At 67.8% G+C, this 16080-nt stretch carries 16 protein-coding genes, 1 rRNA gene and 1 pseudogene; 8 read left to right on the top strand and 10 right to left on the bottom strand.

Going from position 1 to position 16080, the window contains the following annotated elements; genetic code table 11:
- A 5S ribosomal RNA gene (rrf, locus tag FL344_RS31560) occupies positions 1-80 on the top strand; the annotation flags it as partial.
- A gap of 76 nt (positions 81-156) precedes the next feature.
- Here the strand turns inward: rrf and FL344_RS31565 are convergent.
- The 6 genes and pseudogenes from FL344_RS31565 to FL344_RS31590 all read right to left on the bottom strand — a co-directional run bounded on the left by FL344_RS31565 (position 157) and on the right by FL344_RS31590 (position 3858).
- Positions 157-348, bottom strand: a complete 192-nt coding sequence (locus FL344_RS31565; RefSeq protein ID WP_228565511.1) for an alkaline phosphatase — start codon at positions 346-348, stop codon at positions 157-159.
- Positions 349-370: 22 nt separating this feature from the next.
- Positions 371-720, bottom strand: a pseudogene (gene tnpB / locus FL344_RS39460) (IS66 family insertion sequence element accessory protein TnpB).
- Between the two features lie 18 nt (positions 721-738).
- Positions 739-861 carry a hypothetical protein gene (locus tag FL344_RS39860; RefSeq protein ID WP_255508256.1) on the bottom strand — a complete coding sequence of 41 codons (123 nt, stop codon included), beginning with the start codon at positions 859-861 and terminating at the stop codon, positions 739-741.
- A 342-nt stretch (positions 862-1203) separates the two neighbouring features.
- Positions 1204-2238 (bottom strand): ABC transporter substrate-binding protein, encoded by a 1035-nt coding sequence (locus FL344_RS31580; RefSeq protein WP_141621140.1) that lies wholly within the window; start codon positions 2236-2238, stop codon positions 1204-1206.
- Between the two features lie 22 nt (positions 2239-2260).
- A complete protein-coding gene (locus FL344_RS31585) occupies positions 2261-3043 on the bottom strand; it encodes an ABC transporter permease (protein WP_141621141.1) in 783 nt (260 codons plus the stop codon).
- Positions 3040-3858 carry an ABC transporter ATP-binding protein gene (locus FL344_RS31590; RefSeq protein WP_228558126.1) on the bottom strand — a complete coding sequence of 273 codons (819 nt, stop codon included), beginning with the start codon at positions 3856-3858 and terminating at the stop codon, positions 3040-3042. The genes FL344_RS31585 and FL344_RS31590 overlap by 4 nt, the downstream gene beginning before the upstream one ends.
- A 272-nt stretch (positions 3859-4130) precedes the next feature.
- Between FL344_RS31590 and FL344_RS31595 the strand changes: the two genes are divergently transcribed.
- The 4 genes from FL344_RS31595 to FL344_RS31610 all read left to right on the top strand — a co-directional run bounded on the left by FL344_RS31595 (position 4131) and on the right by FL344_RS31610 (position 7006).
- Positions 4131-4499 carry a helix-turn-helix transcriptional regulator gene (locus tag FL344_RS31595; RefSeq protein ID WP_305021783.1) on the top strand — a complete coding sequence of 123 codons (369 nt, stop codon included), beginning with the start codon at positions 4131-4133 and terminating at the stop codon, positions 4497-4499.
- Positions 4496-4972, top strand: a complete 477-nt coding sequence (locus FL344_RS31600) for an SRPBCC domain-containing protein (protein ID WP_141621143.1) — start codon at positions 4496-4498, stop codon at positions 4970-4972. The genes FL344_RS31595 and FL344_RS31600 overlap by 4 nt, the downstream gene beginning before the upstream one ends.
- Before the next feature lie 76 nt (positions 4973-5048).
- Positions 5049-5297, top strand: a complete 249-nt coding sequence (locus tag FL344_RS31605) for a hypothetical protein (RefSeq protein WP_141621144.1) — start codon at positions 5049-5051, stop codon at positions 5295-5297.
- 113 nt (positions 5298-5410) lie between these two features.
- A complete protein-coding gene (locus FL344_RS31610) occupies positions 5411-7006 on the top strand; it encodes a hypothetical protein (protein ID WP_194863323.1) in 1596 nt (531 codons plus the stop codon).
- Between the two features lie 447 nt (positions 7007-7453).
- Here the strand turns inward: FL344_RS31610 and FL344_RS31615 are convergent, their stop codons facing one another.
- Positions 7454-8473, bottom strand: a complete 1020-nt coding sequence (locus FL344_RS31615) for a hypothetical protein (RefSeq protein WP_141621146.1) — start codon at positions 8471-8473, stop codon at positions 7454-7456.
- 772 nt (positions 8474-9245) lie between these two features.
- On the opposite strand from FL344_RS31615, the gene FL344_RS31620 reads away from it, so the two are divergent.
- Complete coding sequence (locus FL344_RS31620) at positions 9246-9536, top strand: hypothetical protein (RefSeq protein WP_228565512.1); 291 nt, start codon at positions 9246-9248, stop codon at positions 9534-9536.
- Positions 9537-9555: 19 nt separating this feature from the next.
- Here FL344_RS31620 and FL344_RS31625 read toward each other — a convergent pair whose 3' ends face one another.
- Together FL344_RS31625 and FL344_RS31630 are read right to left on the bottom strand one after the other, a co-directional pair.
- Complete coding sequence (locus FL344_RS31625; protein ID WP_141621148.1) at positions 9556-10158, bottom strand: GNAT family N-acetyltransferase; 603 nt, start codon at positions 10156-10158, stop codon at positions 9556-9558.
- 79 nt (positions 10159-10237) lie between these two features.
- Positions 10238-11590, bottom strand: a complete 1353-nt coding sequence (locus FL344_RS31630; RefSeq protein ID WP_141621163.1) for a serine/threonine-protein kinase — start codon at positions 11588-11590, stop codon at positions 10238-10240.
- A 287-nt stretch (positions 11591-11877) separates the two neighbouring features.
- Here FL344_RS31630 and FL344_RS31635 point away from each other — a divergent pair, with 287 nt between their 5' ends.
- Positions 11878-13422 (top strand): aldehyde dehydrogenase family protein, encoded by a 1545-nt coding sequence (locus tag FL344_RS31635; RefSeq protein ID WP_141621149.1) that lies wholly within the window; start codon positions 11878-11880, stop codon positions 13420-13422.
- Positions 13423-13429: 7 nt separating this feature from the next.
- Here the strand turns inward: FL344_RS31635 and FL344_RS31640 are convergent, their stop codons facing one another.
- The gene (locus FL344_RS31640; protein ID WP_141621150.1) at positions 13430-14314 is read right to left on the bottom strand and encodes a LysR substrate-binding domain-containing protein; all 885 of its coding nucleotides are present in this window, start codon (positions 14312-14314) and stop codon (positions 13430-13432) included.
- Positions 14315-14422: 108 nt separating this feature from the next.
- Here FL344_RS31640 and FL344_RS31645 point away from each other — a divergent pair, with 108 nt between their 5' ends.
- Positions 14423-16060: an acetolactate synthase large subunit gene (locus FL344_RS31645; RefSeq protein WP_141621151.1), complete on the top strand. Its 1638-nt coding sequence runs from the start codon at positions 14423-14425 to the stop codon at positions 16058-16060.
- Positions 16061-16080: the final 20 nt, after the last annotated feature.

Raw genomic sequence — 16080 nt, forward strand, 5'->3', positions numbered from 1 at the left:
TCCCGAACACGGAAGTTAAGCCCTCCAGAGCCGATGGTACTTCGCGGGAAACCGCGCGGGAGAGTAGGTCGCTGCCGGATTCTTTTTGAGAAACCCCCGGTGTCCCTCGTGGACACCGGGGGTTTTCTGTTTTGGGGCGTGTGGGGATGCCGCGCGTCACCGCGGGCGCTGGGCCAGGCGCCGCGTGCGCAGCCGGCGCACGCCCCCCACCGTCAGCAGGGCCGCCGTCGTGGCCAGCACCAGCAGGTGCTCGGCTCGCGCGGCCCCTTTCGCCACTGCGTCCACGCTGTGCGAGAAGGCGTACCCCAGCGCCACCACCACCGGGGCGCTGAGGCACAGCGCTGCCACGTCGTGTCCCAGGCCGGGTGCCTTACGTGCCCGTGCGCCCGGGAGGTGTCCAGGCGGGCTGGCGCTTCACCTGGGCCACGTTGATGCCGTCCAGCAGCATCGTCAGTTGCGTGGCGTCCAGGTGCACCACCTGCGCGCCCCCGTCCACCAGCGGCAGCCGGAAACGTTCCGTCTCCAACCGCTTGTGCAACAGCACGAAGCCGCCTCGGCTCCACGTCAGTACCTTGATGCGGTCGCCTCGCCTGGAAACGAAGGCGAAAGGTGGCCCGAGTAGACGTCCTCACCCCACGCGCTGCGCACCAGCGCCATAAGGTCGTCGATGGACTTGCGCATGTCCACCGGCTGAGTCGCCAGTACCACGCGTACCGACATAGGCAACGCGAACACGCCTCACTGCCCCAGCGCGGCGACGAGCCGGGCCACGTACTCGACGTCGGTGCCCACGGCGAATCTCCCCCGCGCTCCGCTTGCCGTCACCACCTCCTGCACGGACTCGGCCGCTGCGGGCGCCATCGACACTTGCACCGGCAACAGCCGCACCGGCTCGGCTCGCGTCTCCCCAGACCGTCGCCTACGGTACACCCACAACTGCAACGTGCTCAGTCACACGCCTCTCGCTGACGCGAACTCCCGCTGCGTCTGCCCACTGGCCTCGAACGCTTCCGCGACGCGGGCCCACTCCTGCTTCTCCACCTGATTCGACATGCCCGATAGCGTCCGCCGCTACCGCCACCCCGGCAGTCCCTCACGGCACGTCGTTGGCCGGACCGTTACGCATCCCGCATCCCGGGTCACCGGGCCGGAGGATATTCGAGCGGGGTGAGCGGCTCTTGGTTGATACGTCTCCGCGCCGCTTCAATCGCGTGAGCCGGTGAACTCCGGCAGCAGGAACTCGTCCGCGGCGGGCGCCTTCTCGATGAGGTCCAGCTCCACGAGCTGCTGGGCCAACTGCTCCCACCGCTGGCGGTTCATCGTGCCCAGTCCTCGGGCCCGCGTCTCCTCCGTCTCGATGAGCGGCTTCTGCGTCTCGGCCCCCTCCGCGAACGTCTCCGCATCCATCGTCGTATTCAGCTTGCCCATCACCGCGTTGGTGGGCCCCGCGTTGTCCAGGTAGGTCCGCCACCCCTCGCGCACCGCCGCCACGAAGGACTTCACCCGCTCGGGCTGTTCCTCCCAGTACTGGCGCCGAGTGATGACTACGGCGAGGTACGGGTTGAAGCCCTCTTCGGCCACCAGGAACACCGTTGGCGTGGCGCCCTGCCGCTTCGCGGCGATGGGCTCGGCGGTGATGAAGCACTGCTGGGCGAAGTCCTTGTCCGACAGGAAGCGCGCGACGCCGCCGTCGTAGGGCACCACCTTCACCTTGTCGAAGCTGTACTTCTTCTTGAGGAAGGCCACGTAGGAGAGGCCCGGCTCCAGCGCCACTGTGCCCGAGGACAGCACGTCCGCGATGTTCTTCGCCCCGCGAGAGGCGTGGGCCATGATGGCGTGCGGAGAGGTCTGGTACACCGCGAACAGCGGAATCACGTCCAGGCCTCGGGCTCGCGCGACGAGGAGCTCGTCGGCGCCGCTGATGCCGAACTCCACCTTGCCAGTGGCCACCATCTGCGGCACGGGGGCGCCGGCTCCGCCGCCGAGGATCTCCGCCTCGAGCCCATGGCGGGAGAAGGCCCCCGACTCCCGCGCCGCATAGAAGCCACCGAATTCGGGCTCTGGCACCCAGTTCAGCGCGAGCCGCACCTTGGCCGGTGCGGCCGCCTTCGGCGGGGCGGTGCTGGCTCCCGTGGCGGACTGGGAGCCCTGCTTGGGCTCCTCCTTCTGGCGCGAGCAGGCGCCCGCGGCCACAAGAAGCACTGCGCAGCCCAACAGTTTCAAGAGGCGTCCGCTCACGTCCAGCTCCTTTCCAGGCGATTCATGTTCCCTGCGCCGACGGGTGCCAGCGCCGCAGTAGCCGGGCTCCGGTGAGGCTCACCACACCAAACAACACCAGGCCCAGCCCCGAGGCCGCCAGCACCGCGGCGAACAGCAGATCCGTGCGCAGTTGACGGTACGCGGCCAGGACGAGGATTCCCAGCCCCGCGGTGCCCTCGGAGAAGCCGGCGACGAACTCGCCGACGATGGCGCCGATGACGGCCAGGCCCGAGGCGATGCGCAGCCCCGTGAACAGGTGTGGCATCGCCGCGGGCAGCTCCAGCTTCCACAGCGTGGCGAGCCGCCGCGCGCCATAGAGGCGGAACATGTCCCGGAGTGAGGGCTCCACAGAGCGCAGCCCGGTGAGCGTGTTGGCGATGACCGGGAAGAGCGAGACGATGAAGGACGACACCGCGACGGCGCGGGGGCCCGGGCCGAACCACAGCACCAGCAGCGGGGCGATGGCCACGATGGGCACGGTCTGTAGGAAGAGGGTGTAGGGGTAGAGGGCGCGCTCCACGATCCGCGAGGAGGCCAGGAGGACGGCTACGAGCACCCCCAGGACCGCGCTCAACCCGAAGCCGACCAGGGCGGAGCGGCCCGTGGTGATCGCCGCGCCGAGGATCGAGGAGGCCTCCTGAACTCCCGCGGCTCCAATGGCCGAGGGCGGAGGCACCAGCCAGCGAGGAACCTCCAGAAGGCGCACCGTGCCTTCCCAGAGGGTCAGCAGGACGACGAGCGCCACCAGCGGAGGGACCGCCGCGCGAAGGGCTGCGCGGTTCACCAGCGCTCTCCTTGTTCCAGGGCCTCGTTGAGCAGGCGGGCCTCGCGGGCGAAGGACGCCTCGGTGCGCAGGGAAGCGCTGCGTTCACCGGGCAGCTCCAGCGTCCGGTCCAGCACCACGCGCGCGGGCCGTCGCGACAGGACCACGGCTCGCTCGGCCAGGTAGGCGGCTTCGGAGATGGAGTGGGTGACGAAGAGCACGGTCATCCCCAGCTTGCGCCACAGCGCGCGGAGTTGATCATCCAGCCGGCCGCGCGTCAGCTCGTCCAGGGCGGCGAAGGGCTCATCCAGCAGCAGCAGCCGGGGGCGGGTGACGAGCGCGCGTGCCAGGGACACGCGCATGCGCATGCCGCCGGACAGCTCCGCCGGAAAGCGATCGGTGGCATCACCGAGCCCCACCTGCTCGAGCACGGCGCGCGCGGCGGCCTGCCGCTCCGGTTTCGACACGCCGGTCAGCTCCAGCGGCAGCGCTGCGTTGTCCAGCACCGAGCGCCAGGGCAGCAGGTGCGCGTCCTGGAAGACGTAGGCGATGGGGGCGCGCTCGCCCTGGGTTCGCTCCAGCGTCGGGGTGAAGGAGATGTGCCCGGCCTCGGCGCGGTCCAGCCCGGCCACCAGCCGCAGCAGCGTGGACTTGCCGCACCCGGAGGGACCGAGCAGCGCCACGAACGAACCGGGCGCCACGTCCAGGTCCAGCCCCGACAGCACGGCGATGTTGCCTGGGAAGGTGCGGCGCAGGCCCTCGACCTTCACACGAACGCCCCCACTTCCGGAGATGGGGGCCAGGGGAGAGAGGGGATGGAGGCCAGGAGGCGCCATGGAGGGAGTGTTTAACCGTCCAGCCCTCGGGAGGCGAGCGCGGAGTCGGGAGCAATCCTCAGCGCTCAGTCCCTCGCGTGCGCGTACTCGGCCGACTTTGGCGGCCCGCTGAGTGAGGGGACAGGCAGCCCGAATCAAGGCTGCCGCCACGGAGCTCTTCCGAGCTGGGCCCTGCCAGAGGGCTCCAGGTGACGTCATGACGGCGCCTTGCCTGGCCTGTGCGCTTGCGTTGGGCCCGGCCTTGACGGTCATATGCATCTATATGTATATGCATGTGCATGCAACTTGACGTCTTCCAGGTTCTCGCTGACCCGACGCGCCGCCGCATCGTCGAGGCTCTTCGGTACGGAGAGCAGCAGGTCAGTGACGTCGTCGAGAAGGCCGGAATCCATCAGTCAGGTGTCTCGCGGCATCTGCGCATCCTGTCGGAATCGGGCTTCGTCTCGATGCGGCCGGATGGGCAGCGTCGCCTCTACGCCTTGAAGCCGGAGCCGTTTCAGGAACTCGATGGGTGGCTCACCGGGTACCGGCAGCTGTGGGATGCGCGACTCGATCGCTTCGGAGCCGCACTCGAGAAGAAGCAGCAGCAACAACCACAACAACAGACTCGCCGAGTCGACGAGAAGGGGCAGCGGAAATGAGCAACGAGAAGGCGAAGGTCGTCATCGAGCGCACCTACCGGGCAGGAATCGAGGACATCTGGGCGCTCTGGACCACGAAAGAGGGCTTCGAGTCGTGGTGGGGACCACAGGGCTTCCGTGCCGCGGTGCACGAACTCGATGCACGCGTAGGCGGCGCCCTTCGGTACGACATGATTGCCGACTCACCGGAGATGATTGCCGCGATGAAGCAGATGGGCCAGCCGACCTCTCACTCGACCCGTTCCCGCTTCACCGAGGTGACGCCACATTCGCGGCTCGTCCTCACGAACGTCATCGACTTCCTCCCGGGTGTCGCTACCTACGAGAGCAAGATCGCCGTGGATTTCCTCCCGAGCGGCGATGGCGTTCGGATGGTGGTGAGGCTGGACGCGATGCACAGCGAGGAGTTCACGAAGATGCAGCAGGAAGGCTTCACGAGCCAGCTCACGAAGCTGGACTCGCGCTTCGCGTGATGGGACGGCGAGGAGTCTGTCGCGGTAATCGCAGCGGAGGCTTGCCCGGCTGGGGCTGAGGGGCTCAACGCCGTGCATGAGCAAGAAGTTCCGCCCCTGGGATGTGCAGCAGGACTTCCTGCTGCCGCCCTCGTTGCTGGTCTTGCTGCCGGAGCACCACCTCGCCCGTTTCGTGCTGGATGTGGTGGAGGAACTGGACGTTGGGTTCATTGACGGCACTCCGGCCGTCTCTGCACACCACCAGACGCAACGACTCCACGCACATCTTCCTGTGCGCGCGCCCCCAGGAAGGCCCTCCAGGTGCGGATTGTTCCCAGTGGCCTGAAGGGAAGTGGCGCATGGTGCGGCGCCCGGCATGGGAGATTGTCGCTGTCATCAAGGGCGAATCCCGCCCTTGACGTGTCGAGTTGGCCCGTTCGTTCGGCTAACCTCCCTGACATGCAGGAAGTAACGCAGACGCGGGTATGGCGTGGGTGGCTCTTCGCGAGCGTCCCCTTGCTGTTCCTGTATTGCCCTCTGGGGATTCAATGGTTGTGGCAGGCCTACCAGGACGCCGTCCTGCCTCATGAATCGGGAATGCGGTTCATTCTCAGTGGGAGATATCCCTCCGTCCCCCTTGCCACCAATTTCGTTTCCCTGCTGCCATTCGCCACCGCGCTGGTGCTCGCGGTGCTCTTCTTCCGTTGGGGCGCCCACCAGCGGCCCGTTGTCAAAAGTTCCCTGGTGCTTGCCGCGCTCCCATGGCTCCTCGGTACCGCGCATCTGTTGTTGCTGTGGCGCTATGGCGTCCTGGAGCTGGAGCATGACGCTGGGATGGGTGTGGGTGGCGCCGTGACGGTGGCCGCGGGACTGGGAGAACTCCTGACGGAGCAGGCCAGCGCCGCGTTCGGCGCTGCACTCCTCCTGGCTTCTCTGGGGGCGGCCCTGGCGCTGGATGCCAGTGGAGTGGGGCTCCGGGAGCAAGCGCGCCCACGCGACGCGACTTGGACCCGAGGCGCACTGTTGGCGGGAGCCGCTGTGTGTGCTTTCTCAATCGTTAGCACTGCGTGCGCGGGATTCGCATCTCATGCAGGAGCGAGTTTCTTCAATCAGATCGCGATGACCAGCCTGAACGAATGGCCGGCGGAGCAAGACGCGTTTGCGAGCCGTTGGGCGGTGTTGCAAGCGGCTCAGTGCGTCGCCGCCATCGCGGCGCTCCTGGGCCTGGTTGCAGGTGCTCGGCATCGGCGCGCTTCCGCCTTCTCGAAGGCTGAGCGCATGACTCCGTGGTTTGTTGGAGCACTCCTGGCTATTTCAGGTGGTGCCCATCTGCTGGGGACGCGTGCCGTGGCCTCGAACTTCGCGCGTCTGGTTGGGGTGACCGACAGGGGAGCATCGTCCGCTGCGTTGCGCGGCGTCGAAAACACCGGCCTCCCGTGTCTTCTCAAGCCGGTGCTCAGCGTGACGTCGGAGGGAGTTCTGGTGTCGGGCAGCTTTGCGGCTCGCTGGGACGCTGGGCAAGCGCATGTCGAGCGGGCGCTGGCCGACTACCGACGACAGCAGTCCGTTGGGATTCTGGGCGAGCCCGTGCTCCCCGCTTCTTTGGACGTAGGCGTGGAGAACTCAGCAACGCTTCGCGCCGTGGCTTGCCTGGGGGCTGCTGCGCGACGTGTCGGGGTGGCGCAACTCGCATTGGCCGTCGGACCGGAGCATGAAATCCCCGCAGATACGCGCAGGGCCTTGAGCCAGATTTCGCCATTGCTCGGCCAGGCGTTTTCCCAAAGGGTGTCGGTCTTGCCGTTGTTCCTCGACGATTGTCGCGGCTCCGAGTCCGCGCACGTGCTGACTGTCGAATTGGGCCAGAAAGCGATATCTCGGGAAGGTGTGTCGCGGCCTGAGTCTTGCCTGTCGCACAGTCACTGCACTCGGTTGCGGTTGACGCCGAACTCGACCCTGGATGACTTGCTGCGCTTTCTTGCCCTGGCGCGCTACGCAAGGGTGGAGTTCGAGTCCGATCTGTCGCAAGTGTGCGACTCGTCCGCGGCCCCTCTCTAATACTGGGAGCCGATATGGAGATTGAAGAAATCGAGCGGCGGATGCGCGTTGGCAGGGAGAAGGCAAGAGTCAATCGTCGACGTTGACTATGTGCAGTGGGGATATGACGAAGGAGGGGCTCACTTCAGCGCGACGTACCCTTGGCTTGACGCTGCGGTTACCGCCGTCGAGCAATTCATCGGCTCGGCTCATGGGGGCTGGCCCTCCTTGCCGGACTACCCACAGGCCGCTGGTGGTGACTCCGCCGAAGGGTACGCAAACCTCGCGGCGGCAATCCGGGGTGGGACTGTACCGCTCCCGCTGGGGGCCGCGTGGCGCCTCAGCGAGGGATATTGGAACCAGTTTCAATCCGAGGGATGAGTCCCCAGGCCCGAGCGAGCCTGGGGCTTGCTTCAAGTCTGCTGCGCACCGGACGGGCCGTACAGACCCGTCCGGTGCACCGCTGAATCACTCTGAATAGTATCTGTCCGTGTACACGCTGAAGCCGGACTCGGTGTCGACGAAGAACGTCGCGCTGTGGTCGCTCCAGGAGTCACGCGCATAGCCGTAGGAGCAGCCGAAGAACGAGCGGCCCTCGATCAGGGTGTTCAGGTTGGCCAGACCGGCGGCCTTCACTGCCGGATCCAACGTGCCGAAGCTCGCGGCAGCGTTGACGAACGCCTCGACATGGGCGCGAACCTCGGCGGCGTCAGCATCCGTCCCGCGGTGGTCTTGCGGTTCGGACACCCGCTCCGTCCTTTCGCCGAAGCACTCCTGGATCTGGAAGTTGTAGAAAGCGCCGTTCATGTTCGCCCACCAGTCGAAGTGGCGCGCCATGAACACACCACCGTGCGGCCGCGGCAGGTTGTTCACCGCGTTGATGAGCGCCTCGAACGGACGGCTCAGCGTGGCCGCGTTGCGGAGGTTGCGGAAGCTCACGTCGGCGATGCCCGTCGTGTTCGCGATGGCGTCCGCTGTCGTGAACGGGCGCTGGTTGCGCAGGTTCAGCGCGCCGTTCCAGGCGTAGGGGAGGATGTCGTGCAGCTCGGTGGAGCTGATGCTGTTGACCAGCGACACGATGGCGGCCGCGTCATCCTGCGACAGGGCCAGCCCATCCGCGATGCCATAGCAGTCCGCGTCGATGTAGTTCTGGCTCCGGGCGCCCTGCTCGATCTGCTGCAGACGCGCCGGGCCGACCAGCGCCACGGAGGAGATGTCCGCCAGGGAGACGAACTGCGAAACCGCTCGCCGGTTGACCAGGTTGTGGACGACGTTGCTGGGCAGATAGGCGTCCAGCGTGTTGAACGTCGCCTCATTGACGAACTGGAGAATGCCCTGGCACTCGGTGGCAACGTCCACGTCAGCCTCCGTCAGCAGCCCCTGCTGCTGCTGCTCCTGGGGCTGCTGCGTGGACGTTTCGGTTTCGCTCGGACCACAGCCAACGAGCAGACCGGCGGCGAGGAAGGCAGATCCAACATAACGACGCATCGGGGGAACTCCTGCTAGGGGGGACAACGAAGTGAGACAGCTTTAATACATCAAATTCGAATGTTCTTGGCAATCCGGATTCATGTTTGTGCCGTGTCACAAATTTGTCCCCAGGACTGTGCACTCCAGGTGTGGAAGGGGCTCTCTTTCCGTCGCGATAGGGTGCCCGTCTCCCTCTGAAACGACCCTGGGCGTCCCTTGCCTGATGCCGTGGTTTTTCGGCCTCCCGAGGCGTGGATGGGTGATGAGGGATTGGACGGGTCTGGTGTCTGTTTTCAACGTGACACGTCGCTTTGGGCTACAGCGGATGAGTCATTGCATGCGCTGCCGACGGGCGAACGAATGGGGCGGGTGCGAGGTCTGTTTTTCGTGAATAGCCTGTGGTATTCTTTCCGGCATGGGGAACACCCTTCCGATTCGTCCTGGAGTCGCGCCTCGCCCCGCCGTGGCGCCATCCACGTCCCGCGTTCGGGATTCCGTGGCCATGCCGCCATCGGCGCCTGGGAATGCTGCTCGGCAGCCGCCGCCTTCCCGGGACCGCTTCGAGCCACCGCGTTCAGCCCCTCTGGTGAATCTCTCCGGTCAAGGTGCTGCTCCAGCCGGCGGACAGCGCCAGCGGGCCCTGGAGGTCACGCGGCAGTGTCCCCCGGGTTCGGTCGGGGCGGCCATCCGGCCCTTGCTGTCGGGGGCTGTGGGGATGCTGGGCACGGCGGGGCATGCCGCGGGGGCCTTGCCGGGCGCCGTGGTTCACGCGTTGCCCCTCGTGGGCCCCGTGCTTCAATCCTCTGGCGTAACGCGCCCGCTGACGCGATTGGGGCCTGCCGCGGAGGCCTATGCTCGCGAGTTCGGCGCAGGCCAGGTGGGGGACTTCTACGCGCAGCAGCGAGAGTTGCTCAGCCAGCCTGCGACCGAGGCCAACATCACGGAGTTCGCTCGGCGCGAGACGGAGTTCTTCCAACGCGAGCCTTCCGTCGAGGCTCGGAAGTTTGGGGCCATCATGAGCGCGGAGCGCCGGGCGTCCCTCATCGGGCTCAGCGCGCGTGTGCAACGTCAGTTCCCTTGATGAGGGATTGAATCAACGCTCAGCGCGTGTTCCCCTCGGGCGTGACGTCCGGGAAACGTGGCGGCGCCCAGTCCCAGGCGACCACGGCCCATTCGTCCGTCGCGTCCCGGTAGGTGTGGATCGTCTCGAAGCCGACCCGCTCATGCGCGCGCAGGGAGCGGAGGTTCCGTACGGAAATCTCGGTGACGATGAGGTCGAACTGGTCTCGGAAGTGGTCCCGGTGCTGGTGGTAGAGCCGGTCGAACAAGCCCTGTCCCCGGTGTGCCTTGTCGATGCAGATCTGCCCCATCACGTAGAAGCGGGAGTCGCGCAGCGACTTGCTTCGGAACTCGAGCGAATCGAGGAGCGCGAACATGGGCTCCAGGACGGGGGCCAGCGCGCGGGCCTCGCGCGGCATCGTCAGGGCGTAGGCCACCAGCACTCCGTCATGGCGGGCGACAATGCTGGGCGCCATGGCGTGCATCTGCTCCAGTGCCGGCAGGTCGTGCTGAACCGTGACGAAGCCTTGTGAGCGCATCTCGTCCGTGGACAGCGCCTGCTTCAGGTTCTTCTGTTGCAGCGCCAGGATGTGCTCCAACTCGTCCCGGTTCCGCACGGCGGTGACTGTGTAGGTGGGCTTCATCGACAGCAGGATATGCCGTGGCGGTGCGCCATGCCGAAGCGACGCGGGGTGCGGGCAGGCGGGCGACAGGGCCTGCGCTTCAGTGGCGCGTAGGACAGTGGGCGGGGCTCGACGTGGCGGGCCGCGCTGATGGGAAGGCGGGGAGATAGCAGTCTCCCTTGTAGACATAACCGTCTTCAGCACAGTCCTTGGGGTCCACCGCCAGCTTCACCCAGCATCCGCCGTGAATGGGGACGTGGACCTTTCGAGGGCACCGGCCCGACGAGTCGGGGCGCGTCTGACCTGGGAAGGGTTTCGGTGGCAGGTCCAGCGCGATAGTGGACCACGCCGATGGCGTTTGGACCGTCGCGACAGGGGCCGCGAACACACTGTCTCCGACAGCGACCGTGCCTCCGTCCGTTGTGTCGACGGACATCACAGCAGGCTCGAGCGCCACGGTGACCGAAGCTCCCGCGCGAGGCCGCCAGCCGAGACTCAGTACCAGGGGGCCTCCAAGTCCGATGATGGCCACCCATGGCCACCGGGGGCGTCGGGCCCGATGGCGGACGGAACGTTCCTTCCACTGCGCCGATGCACGGGAGTGAAGGGCACCTCCCACCATGAGTGGCACATCCGACGCCGAGCCCGCCCGTGTCACCGCGGAGTCCAGAGCCTCCGCCAACTCGCGTGCGCTGCCTCGCGCATGGAGGCTTGGGGCGAGCATCCGCGACACCAGCGCGCTCAACTCCGGGCAGCAGTGCCCATTCGTGTCTCGCGGCGATGGGGCCTGGGCTCGCTCGGTGTGCCAGAACCTGGACTCCGCCACGTCAGGATGCGTCGACGGCGGATACCGCCCCGTGATCATCCGGAACGCGGTGACGCCCAGGGCGAAGATGTCATCCGCCTGTCCCGGCGCATACGGAGGCGCGGAGTCACCCGCCGCGAAGCGCCATGCTTCAGGGGAGCGATAGGCCGGCGTCCCTGGTGGAAACGGCGAGCTCGTTTGTGTCGCGGCACCCACGTAGTGGCTCGAACCGAAGTCCATGAGGAATGCCTGCCCGTCGGCCTCGCGCACCAGCACGTTGTGCCCTTTGACGTCCCGGTGCAGCCCCCCGGCCGTGTGGGTGGCTTCGAGCGCCCGCGCCAGCCTCGCGAGCAGGGCCATCACCTGCCGCGACGTGGGACGGTGCTCGTTGGCCCAATCGTAGAGCGGCGTGCCCTCCACCCAGTCCATCGCGAGGTAGGGGTGGGGCGGTCCCTTGGCGGGTTGCCAATGCCCGGTCGCTCGCAACCGGGGAACGGCGGGGTGATGGATGCGGGACAGCAGCTCGGCCTCGCGCGCGAAGCGTTCGTCCCGGGCATGCAGGGCCAGCTTGAGGGCCACCGTGTGCGTGCCCGCGACGTGCCGGGCCCGGTAGACGGCGCCGTAGGTGCCTCGGCCTCGCAGGTCCATGAGGCGCCACGGGCCCACCCGGGTTCCGGGTGGAAGTCGGGCCGGATTCAGGAAAGGGAGCCTCATGCAGGCAGAGGCTACTTCCTGAGTAGTCAGCTTGCACCGGAATCTGTGAGGTCAAGGCGGCTCGCAGGGAAGAAGTCGAGAAGGCGCAGCGCGCGAAAAGCGACGCAACCCGCGGCCGCGGGGCGGCGGTTGCCGCGCGCCTCACTTGCCATCACCTTGACGCAATGTGCCGATGCCGGATGGAGTGTCGGCCTGGTCTCCTTCCGGGGGAGGGCGTGTCCATGGCGAGTGTGGTGCCTGCTTACGCGGAGTGGTCCAATCTGGAGCGCCGAATCCGGGCGCTCGTTCCCGAGGCGTTCGACCCGTCTGGCCGAGTGCTCAACCTCATCGCGGGTGAATGGGGGCATCCCGGAAAGGGGAAGCCCTACCTGTCCCCGGTGGATGGCACCGTCCTGGGCCGCCTGCCCATGATTGATGCGAACACCGCGCGCGTCGCCGCGAGCGCCGCCGCCGCGGAGGCACGGACCTGGGCCCACCAGGACCTCGATGCGCGCAAGGAGCGCGTCACCCAGTGCCTGTCCCTGCTGCGTGAGCAGCGCGAGCTGCTGGCCCTCATCCTGGCCTGGGAGATTGGCAAGCCGGTGCCACAGGCCCGCGTCAGCGTGGACCGCTGTATCACCGGCGTGGAGTGGTACGTTTCCCAAATCGAGCCCATGGTGGAGGGCCGCCGTCCGCTGGGGCTCATCTCCAACATCGCCTCATGGAACTACCCGCTGTCGGTGCTGGTCCACGCGGTGCTGGTCCAGGTGCTCGCGGGCAACAGCGCCATCGCCAAGACGCCCACGGATGGTGGGCTCTATTCGCTGACCCTCTGCATGGGGCTCGCGCGCCGCTGCGGGCTGCCTGTGTCGCTCATCAGTGGCTCGGGCGGACAGCTCAGCGACGCGCTGGTGCGCAATCCGGAGATCGCCTGCCTGTCCTTCGTGGGCGGCAAGGCGAACGGGCGGGACATCGCGGCCAGCCTCTATGACCGCAACAAGCGCTACATGCTGGAGATGGAAGGGGTGAATGCCTACGGCATCTGGCACTTCAGCGACTGGGACGGGCTGGCGAAGCAGCTCAAGAAGGGCTTCGAGTACGGCAAGCAGCGCTGCACCGCGTACCCGCGCTTCGTCGTGGAGCGGAGCCTGATGCCGCGCTTCCTGGAGACGTACCTGCCCGTCGTCTCCGCCCTGAAGGTGGGGCACCCGCTGCTGGCGGAGACTCCGGATGGCGAGCCACCCGCGCTCGACTTCGGCCCGCTCATCAACAGCCAGAAGGTCGAGGAGTTGCACGGCCTGATGAGCGAGGCGGAGGGCCGCGGCGCCGTGCCCCTCTTCGCCGGGAGGCTGGACTCGGAGCGCTTCCTGCCGGACCAGGACGTCTCCGCGTACCTGGCCCCGCACGCGCTGCTGCACGTGCCGCGCAACTGCAAGCTCTACCACGGCGAGCCCTTCGGCCCCGTGGACACGCTGGTCGTCGTGGACAGCGAGGAGGAGCTCATCGCGGAGATGAACGTGTCCAACGGCTCGCTGGTCGCCTCCATCGCCTGCGACGAGCCCGACACGTGCAAGCGCGTCTCCACCGAGCTGCGCGCCTTCAAGGTCGGCCACAACGGGCCGCGCTCGCGCGGAGACCGGGACGAGGTCTTCGGCGGCATCGGTGGTTCGTGGAAGGGGTGCTTCGTGGGCGGCAAGTACCTGGTCCAGGCCGTCACCGAGGGCGAACCCGGCGAGCGGCTGCACGGCAACTTCCACGACTACACGCAGCTCCCCGACACGCGCTGAAGCGGGCTCATCGTCTGCTCGGGCGTCTGGCGCCGCGCACCTCGGCCGCGAACAGTTCCGCGGCGGGCGTGCGCGGCGCGCCTTTTCGCCACAGGAGCGCTGCAAGTTCGGCCCGGGGCGCGGGGGAGAGCCGCTTCACCACCAGCCCCGCGGCATCCGCGAGTTGAGGCTCCGGGAGCACCGTCACCGCGAGCCCCGCGCGAACGGTGGCCAGCACCGTGGCCACGGCGTTCGACTCCAACGCGACATGCGGCGCAATCCGGATGGCGGCGAACCAGGCATCCACGCGGGCTCGCACGCGCAAACCTCTGGAGAGCAGCGCGAAGGGCTCCTGGGCCAGGGGCTTCGCGCCCACGGTCTCCAGCTTCGCCAGGGGATGTCCCTTGGCGACCACCAGCGCCAGCTTGCTGTCGAAGACGGGCTCCGCCTCCAGGTCCGGTGAGCGCGCGGGCGCGTAGCCCAACCCCACGTCGAGACGGCCATCCGCCAGCCGCCGCTCCACCCGCCGCACCACGGCTTCCTCCGCGCTCAGCACCAATCCAGGGTGCCTTCGCAGCACGGCGGCGAGCGCGGGCAGCACGACGCCTCGCATGCTGGGCGGGTAGCCCACGCGCAGGGCGCCGGTGGTGAGGCCTCGCAGCGCGCCCACGGCGACCCTGCCCGCGTCCACGTCCTCCAGCGCTCGCGAGGCGTAGGTGCGGAACAGCTCGCCGGCCTGCGTCAGGCGCACGCCGCTCCGGGCGCGCTCGAAGAGGGGCGCGCCGAGCTCCTCCTCGAGCTGGCGAATCTGCTGCGACAGCGTGGGCTGTGAGACGTGGACGCGCCTGGCGGCCTGCCCGAAGTGCAGGGTGTCCGCGACGGCGGAGAAGTAGCGGAGGTGGCGCAGTTCCATGGCGTCATCATAGGCATTGCCTATCGAGGCCATGGGAACAAACGAATGTACCAATCATGGCCCGCGCGTAAGTGTTCTCCCATCGCGAGGTCGTGAAGGAGGCACCCGATGAAGGCGGCAGACCTGTTCGTCAAAGCGTTGGAAGCGGAGGGCGTGCGCAGCGTCTTCGGGCTTCCGGGAGAGGAGAACCTGGACGTCATCGAGGCCATGCGGGCCGCGGGCATGCGACTGGTGCTCACCCGCCATGAGCAGGCCGCGGGCTTCATGGCGGCCACGTATGGGCGGCTCACCGGCCGCGCGGGCGTCGTCCTGTCGACGCTGGGGCCCGGGGCGACCAACCTCGTCACGGCCGCCGCCTACGCGCAGCTTGGCGCCATGCCCATGGTGATGGTCACCGGGCAGAAGCCCATCCGGGCCGGCAAGCAGGGCCACTTCCAGATTGTCGACGTGGTGGGGATGATGCGCCCCCTGACGAAGCTGACGCGCACGCTCGTGTCGGCGGAGCATGTTCCTTCGGCCGTGCGTGAGGCGTTCCGCCGCGCCGAGGAGGAGCGCCCCGGCGCGACGCACCTGGAGCTGCCGGAGGACGTGGCCCGGGAGTCGACCGACGCCGTGCTGCTGGCGCCCAGCGCCCATCGCCGGCCCGTAGCGGATGAGGCGTCCATCGCGCTGGCCGTGGAGGCGATTGCTTCCGCTCGCCGGCCCTTGCTCATGATTGGCGCGGGCGCCAACCGCAAGCTCACGTCGGAGATGCTGCGCGTCTTCGTGGACAAGACGGGCATTCCCTTCTTCAGCACGCAGATGGGCAAGGGCGTCGTGGACGAATCGCATCCGCTGTGGCTGGGCACGGCGGCGCTGTCGGAAGGGGACTTCGTCCACCGCGCCATCGAGGCCTCGGACTGCATCATCAACGTGGGCCACGACGTCATCGAGAAGCCGCCGTTCTTCATGCGCGACAGCCGCCGCACGGTGGTGCACCTCAACTTCTCTTCGGCGGCGGTGGACCCCGTCTACTTCCCGCAACTGGAGGTGACGGGCGACATCGCGAACGCGGTGTGGCGCATCGGTGAAGGGCTGGGGCCTCGCGCGCACTGGGACTTCGCGCCCTTCGAGAAGTTCCGCTCGGGACTCGAGGCGCAGCTCGCGCACGGTGGGGATGACGACCGCTTCCCCATCTACCCCGCGCGGCTCGTCGCCGAGCTGCGGCGCGCGCTGCCGGACGACGGCATCGTGTGCCTGGACAACGGCATGTACAAGCTGTGGTTCGCTCGCTACTACCGCACGCGCCGGCCCAACACGTTGCTGCTCGACAACGCGCTGGCGACGATGGGGGCAGGGCTGCCTTCGGCCATCGCGGCGAAGCTGGTGCATCCCCGCCGCAAGGTGGTGGCGGTCTGCGGAGACGGCGGGTTCATGATGAACTCGCAGGAGCTGGAGACGGCCGTTCGGCTGGGCCTGGACCTGACGGTGGTCGTCGTGCGCGACGACGGCTACGGGATGATTCGCTGGAAGCAGGGGGAGATGGGCCTGCCGGACTTCGGCATGGCGCTGGGGAACCCGGACTTCGTTCGCTACGCGGAGGCGTATGGGGCCCACGGCCACCGGCCGACCAGCGCGACGGAGTTCGGCGCGACGCTGGCTCGCTGCCTGGCGTCGAGCGGCGTCCACGTCATCGACGTGCCCATCGACTACTCGGACAACGCGCGGGCGCTCGGCGCGGGCGCGGAGGAACTCGCCGCGCTCTGAGGGGGACGGCGGTTCGCGAA

This window comes from Myxococcus sp. AB036A, from assembly GCF_006547355.1.
Lineage (GTDB): Bacteria > Myxococcota > Myxococcia > Myxococcales > Myxococcaceae > Myxococcus > Myxococcus virescens.

Coding starts and splice junctions, on each gene's coding strand:
- FL344_RS39860 (WP_255508256.1), bottom strand. CDS start 861: ATGGCGCCCGCAGCGGCCGAGTCCGTGCAGGAGGTGGTGACGGCAAGC.
- FL344_RS31590 (WP_228558126.1), bottom strand. CDS start 3,858: ATGGCGCCTCCTGGCCTCCATCCCCTCTCTCCCCTGGCCCCCATCTCC.
- FL344_RS31595 (WP_305021783.1), top strand. CDS start 4,131: ATGTGCATGCAACTTGACGTCTTCCAGGTTCTCGCTGACCCGACGCGC.
- FL344_RS31600 (WP_141621143.1), top strand. CDS start 4,496: ATGAGCAACGAGAAGGCGAAGGTCGTCATCGAGCGCACCTACCGGGCA.
- FL344_RS31605 (WP_141621144.1), top strand. CDS start 5,049: ATGAGCAAGAAGTTCCGCCCCTGGGATGTGCAGCAGGACTTCCTGCTG.
- FL344_RS31610 (WP_194863323.1), top strand. CDS start 5,411: ATGCAGGAAGTAACGCAGACGCGGGTATGGCGTGGGTGGCTCTTCGCG.
- FL344_RS31615 (WP_141621146.1), bottom strand. CDS start 8,473: ATGCGTCGTTATGTTGGATCTGCCTTCCTCGCCGCCGGTCTGCTCGTT.
- FL344_RS31625 (WP_141621148.1), bottom strand. CDS start 10,158: ATGAAGCCCACCTACACAGTCACCGCCGTGCGGAACCGGGACGAGTTG.
- FL344_RS31630 (WP_141621163.1), bottom strand. CDS start 11,590: ATGGACCTGCGAGGCCGAGGCACCTACGGCGCCGTCTACCGGGCCCGG.
- FL344_RS31635 (WP_141621149.1), top strand. CDS start 11,878: ATGGCGAGTGTGGTGCCTGCTTACGCGGAGTGGTCCAATCTGGAGCGC.
- FL344_RS31640 (WP_141621150.1), bottom strand. CDS start 14,314: ATGGAACTGCGCCACCTCCGCTACTTCTCCGCCGTCGCGGACACCCTG.
- FL344_RS31645 (WP_141621151.1), top strand. CDS start 14,423: ATGAAGGCGGCAGACCTGTTCGTCAAAGCGTTGGAAGCGGAGGGCGTG.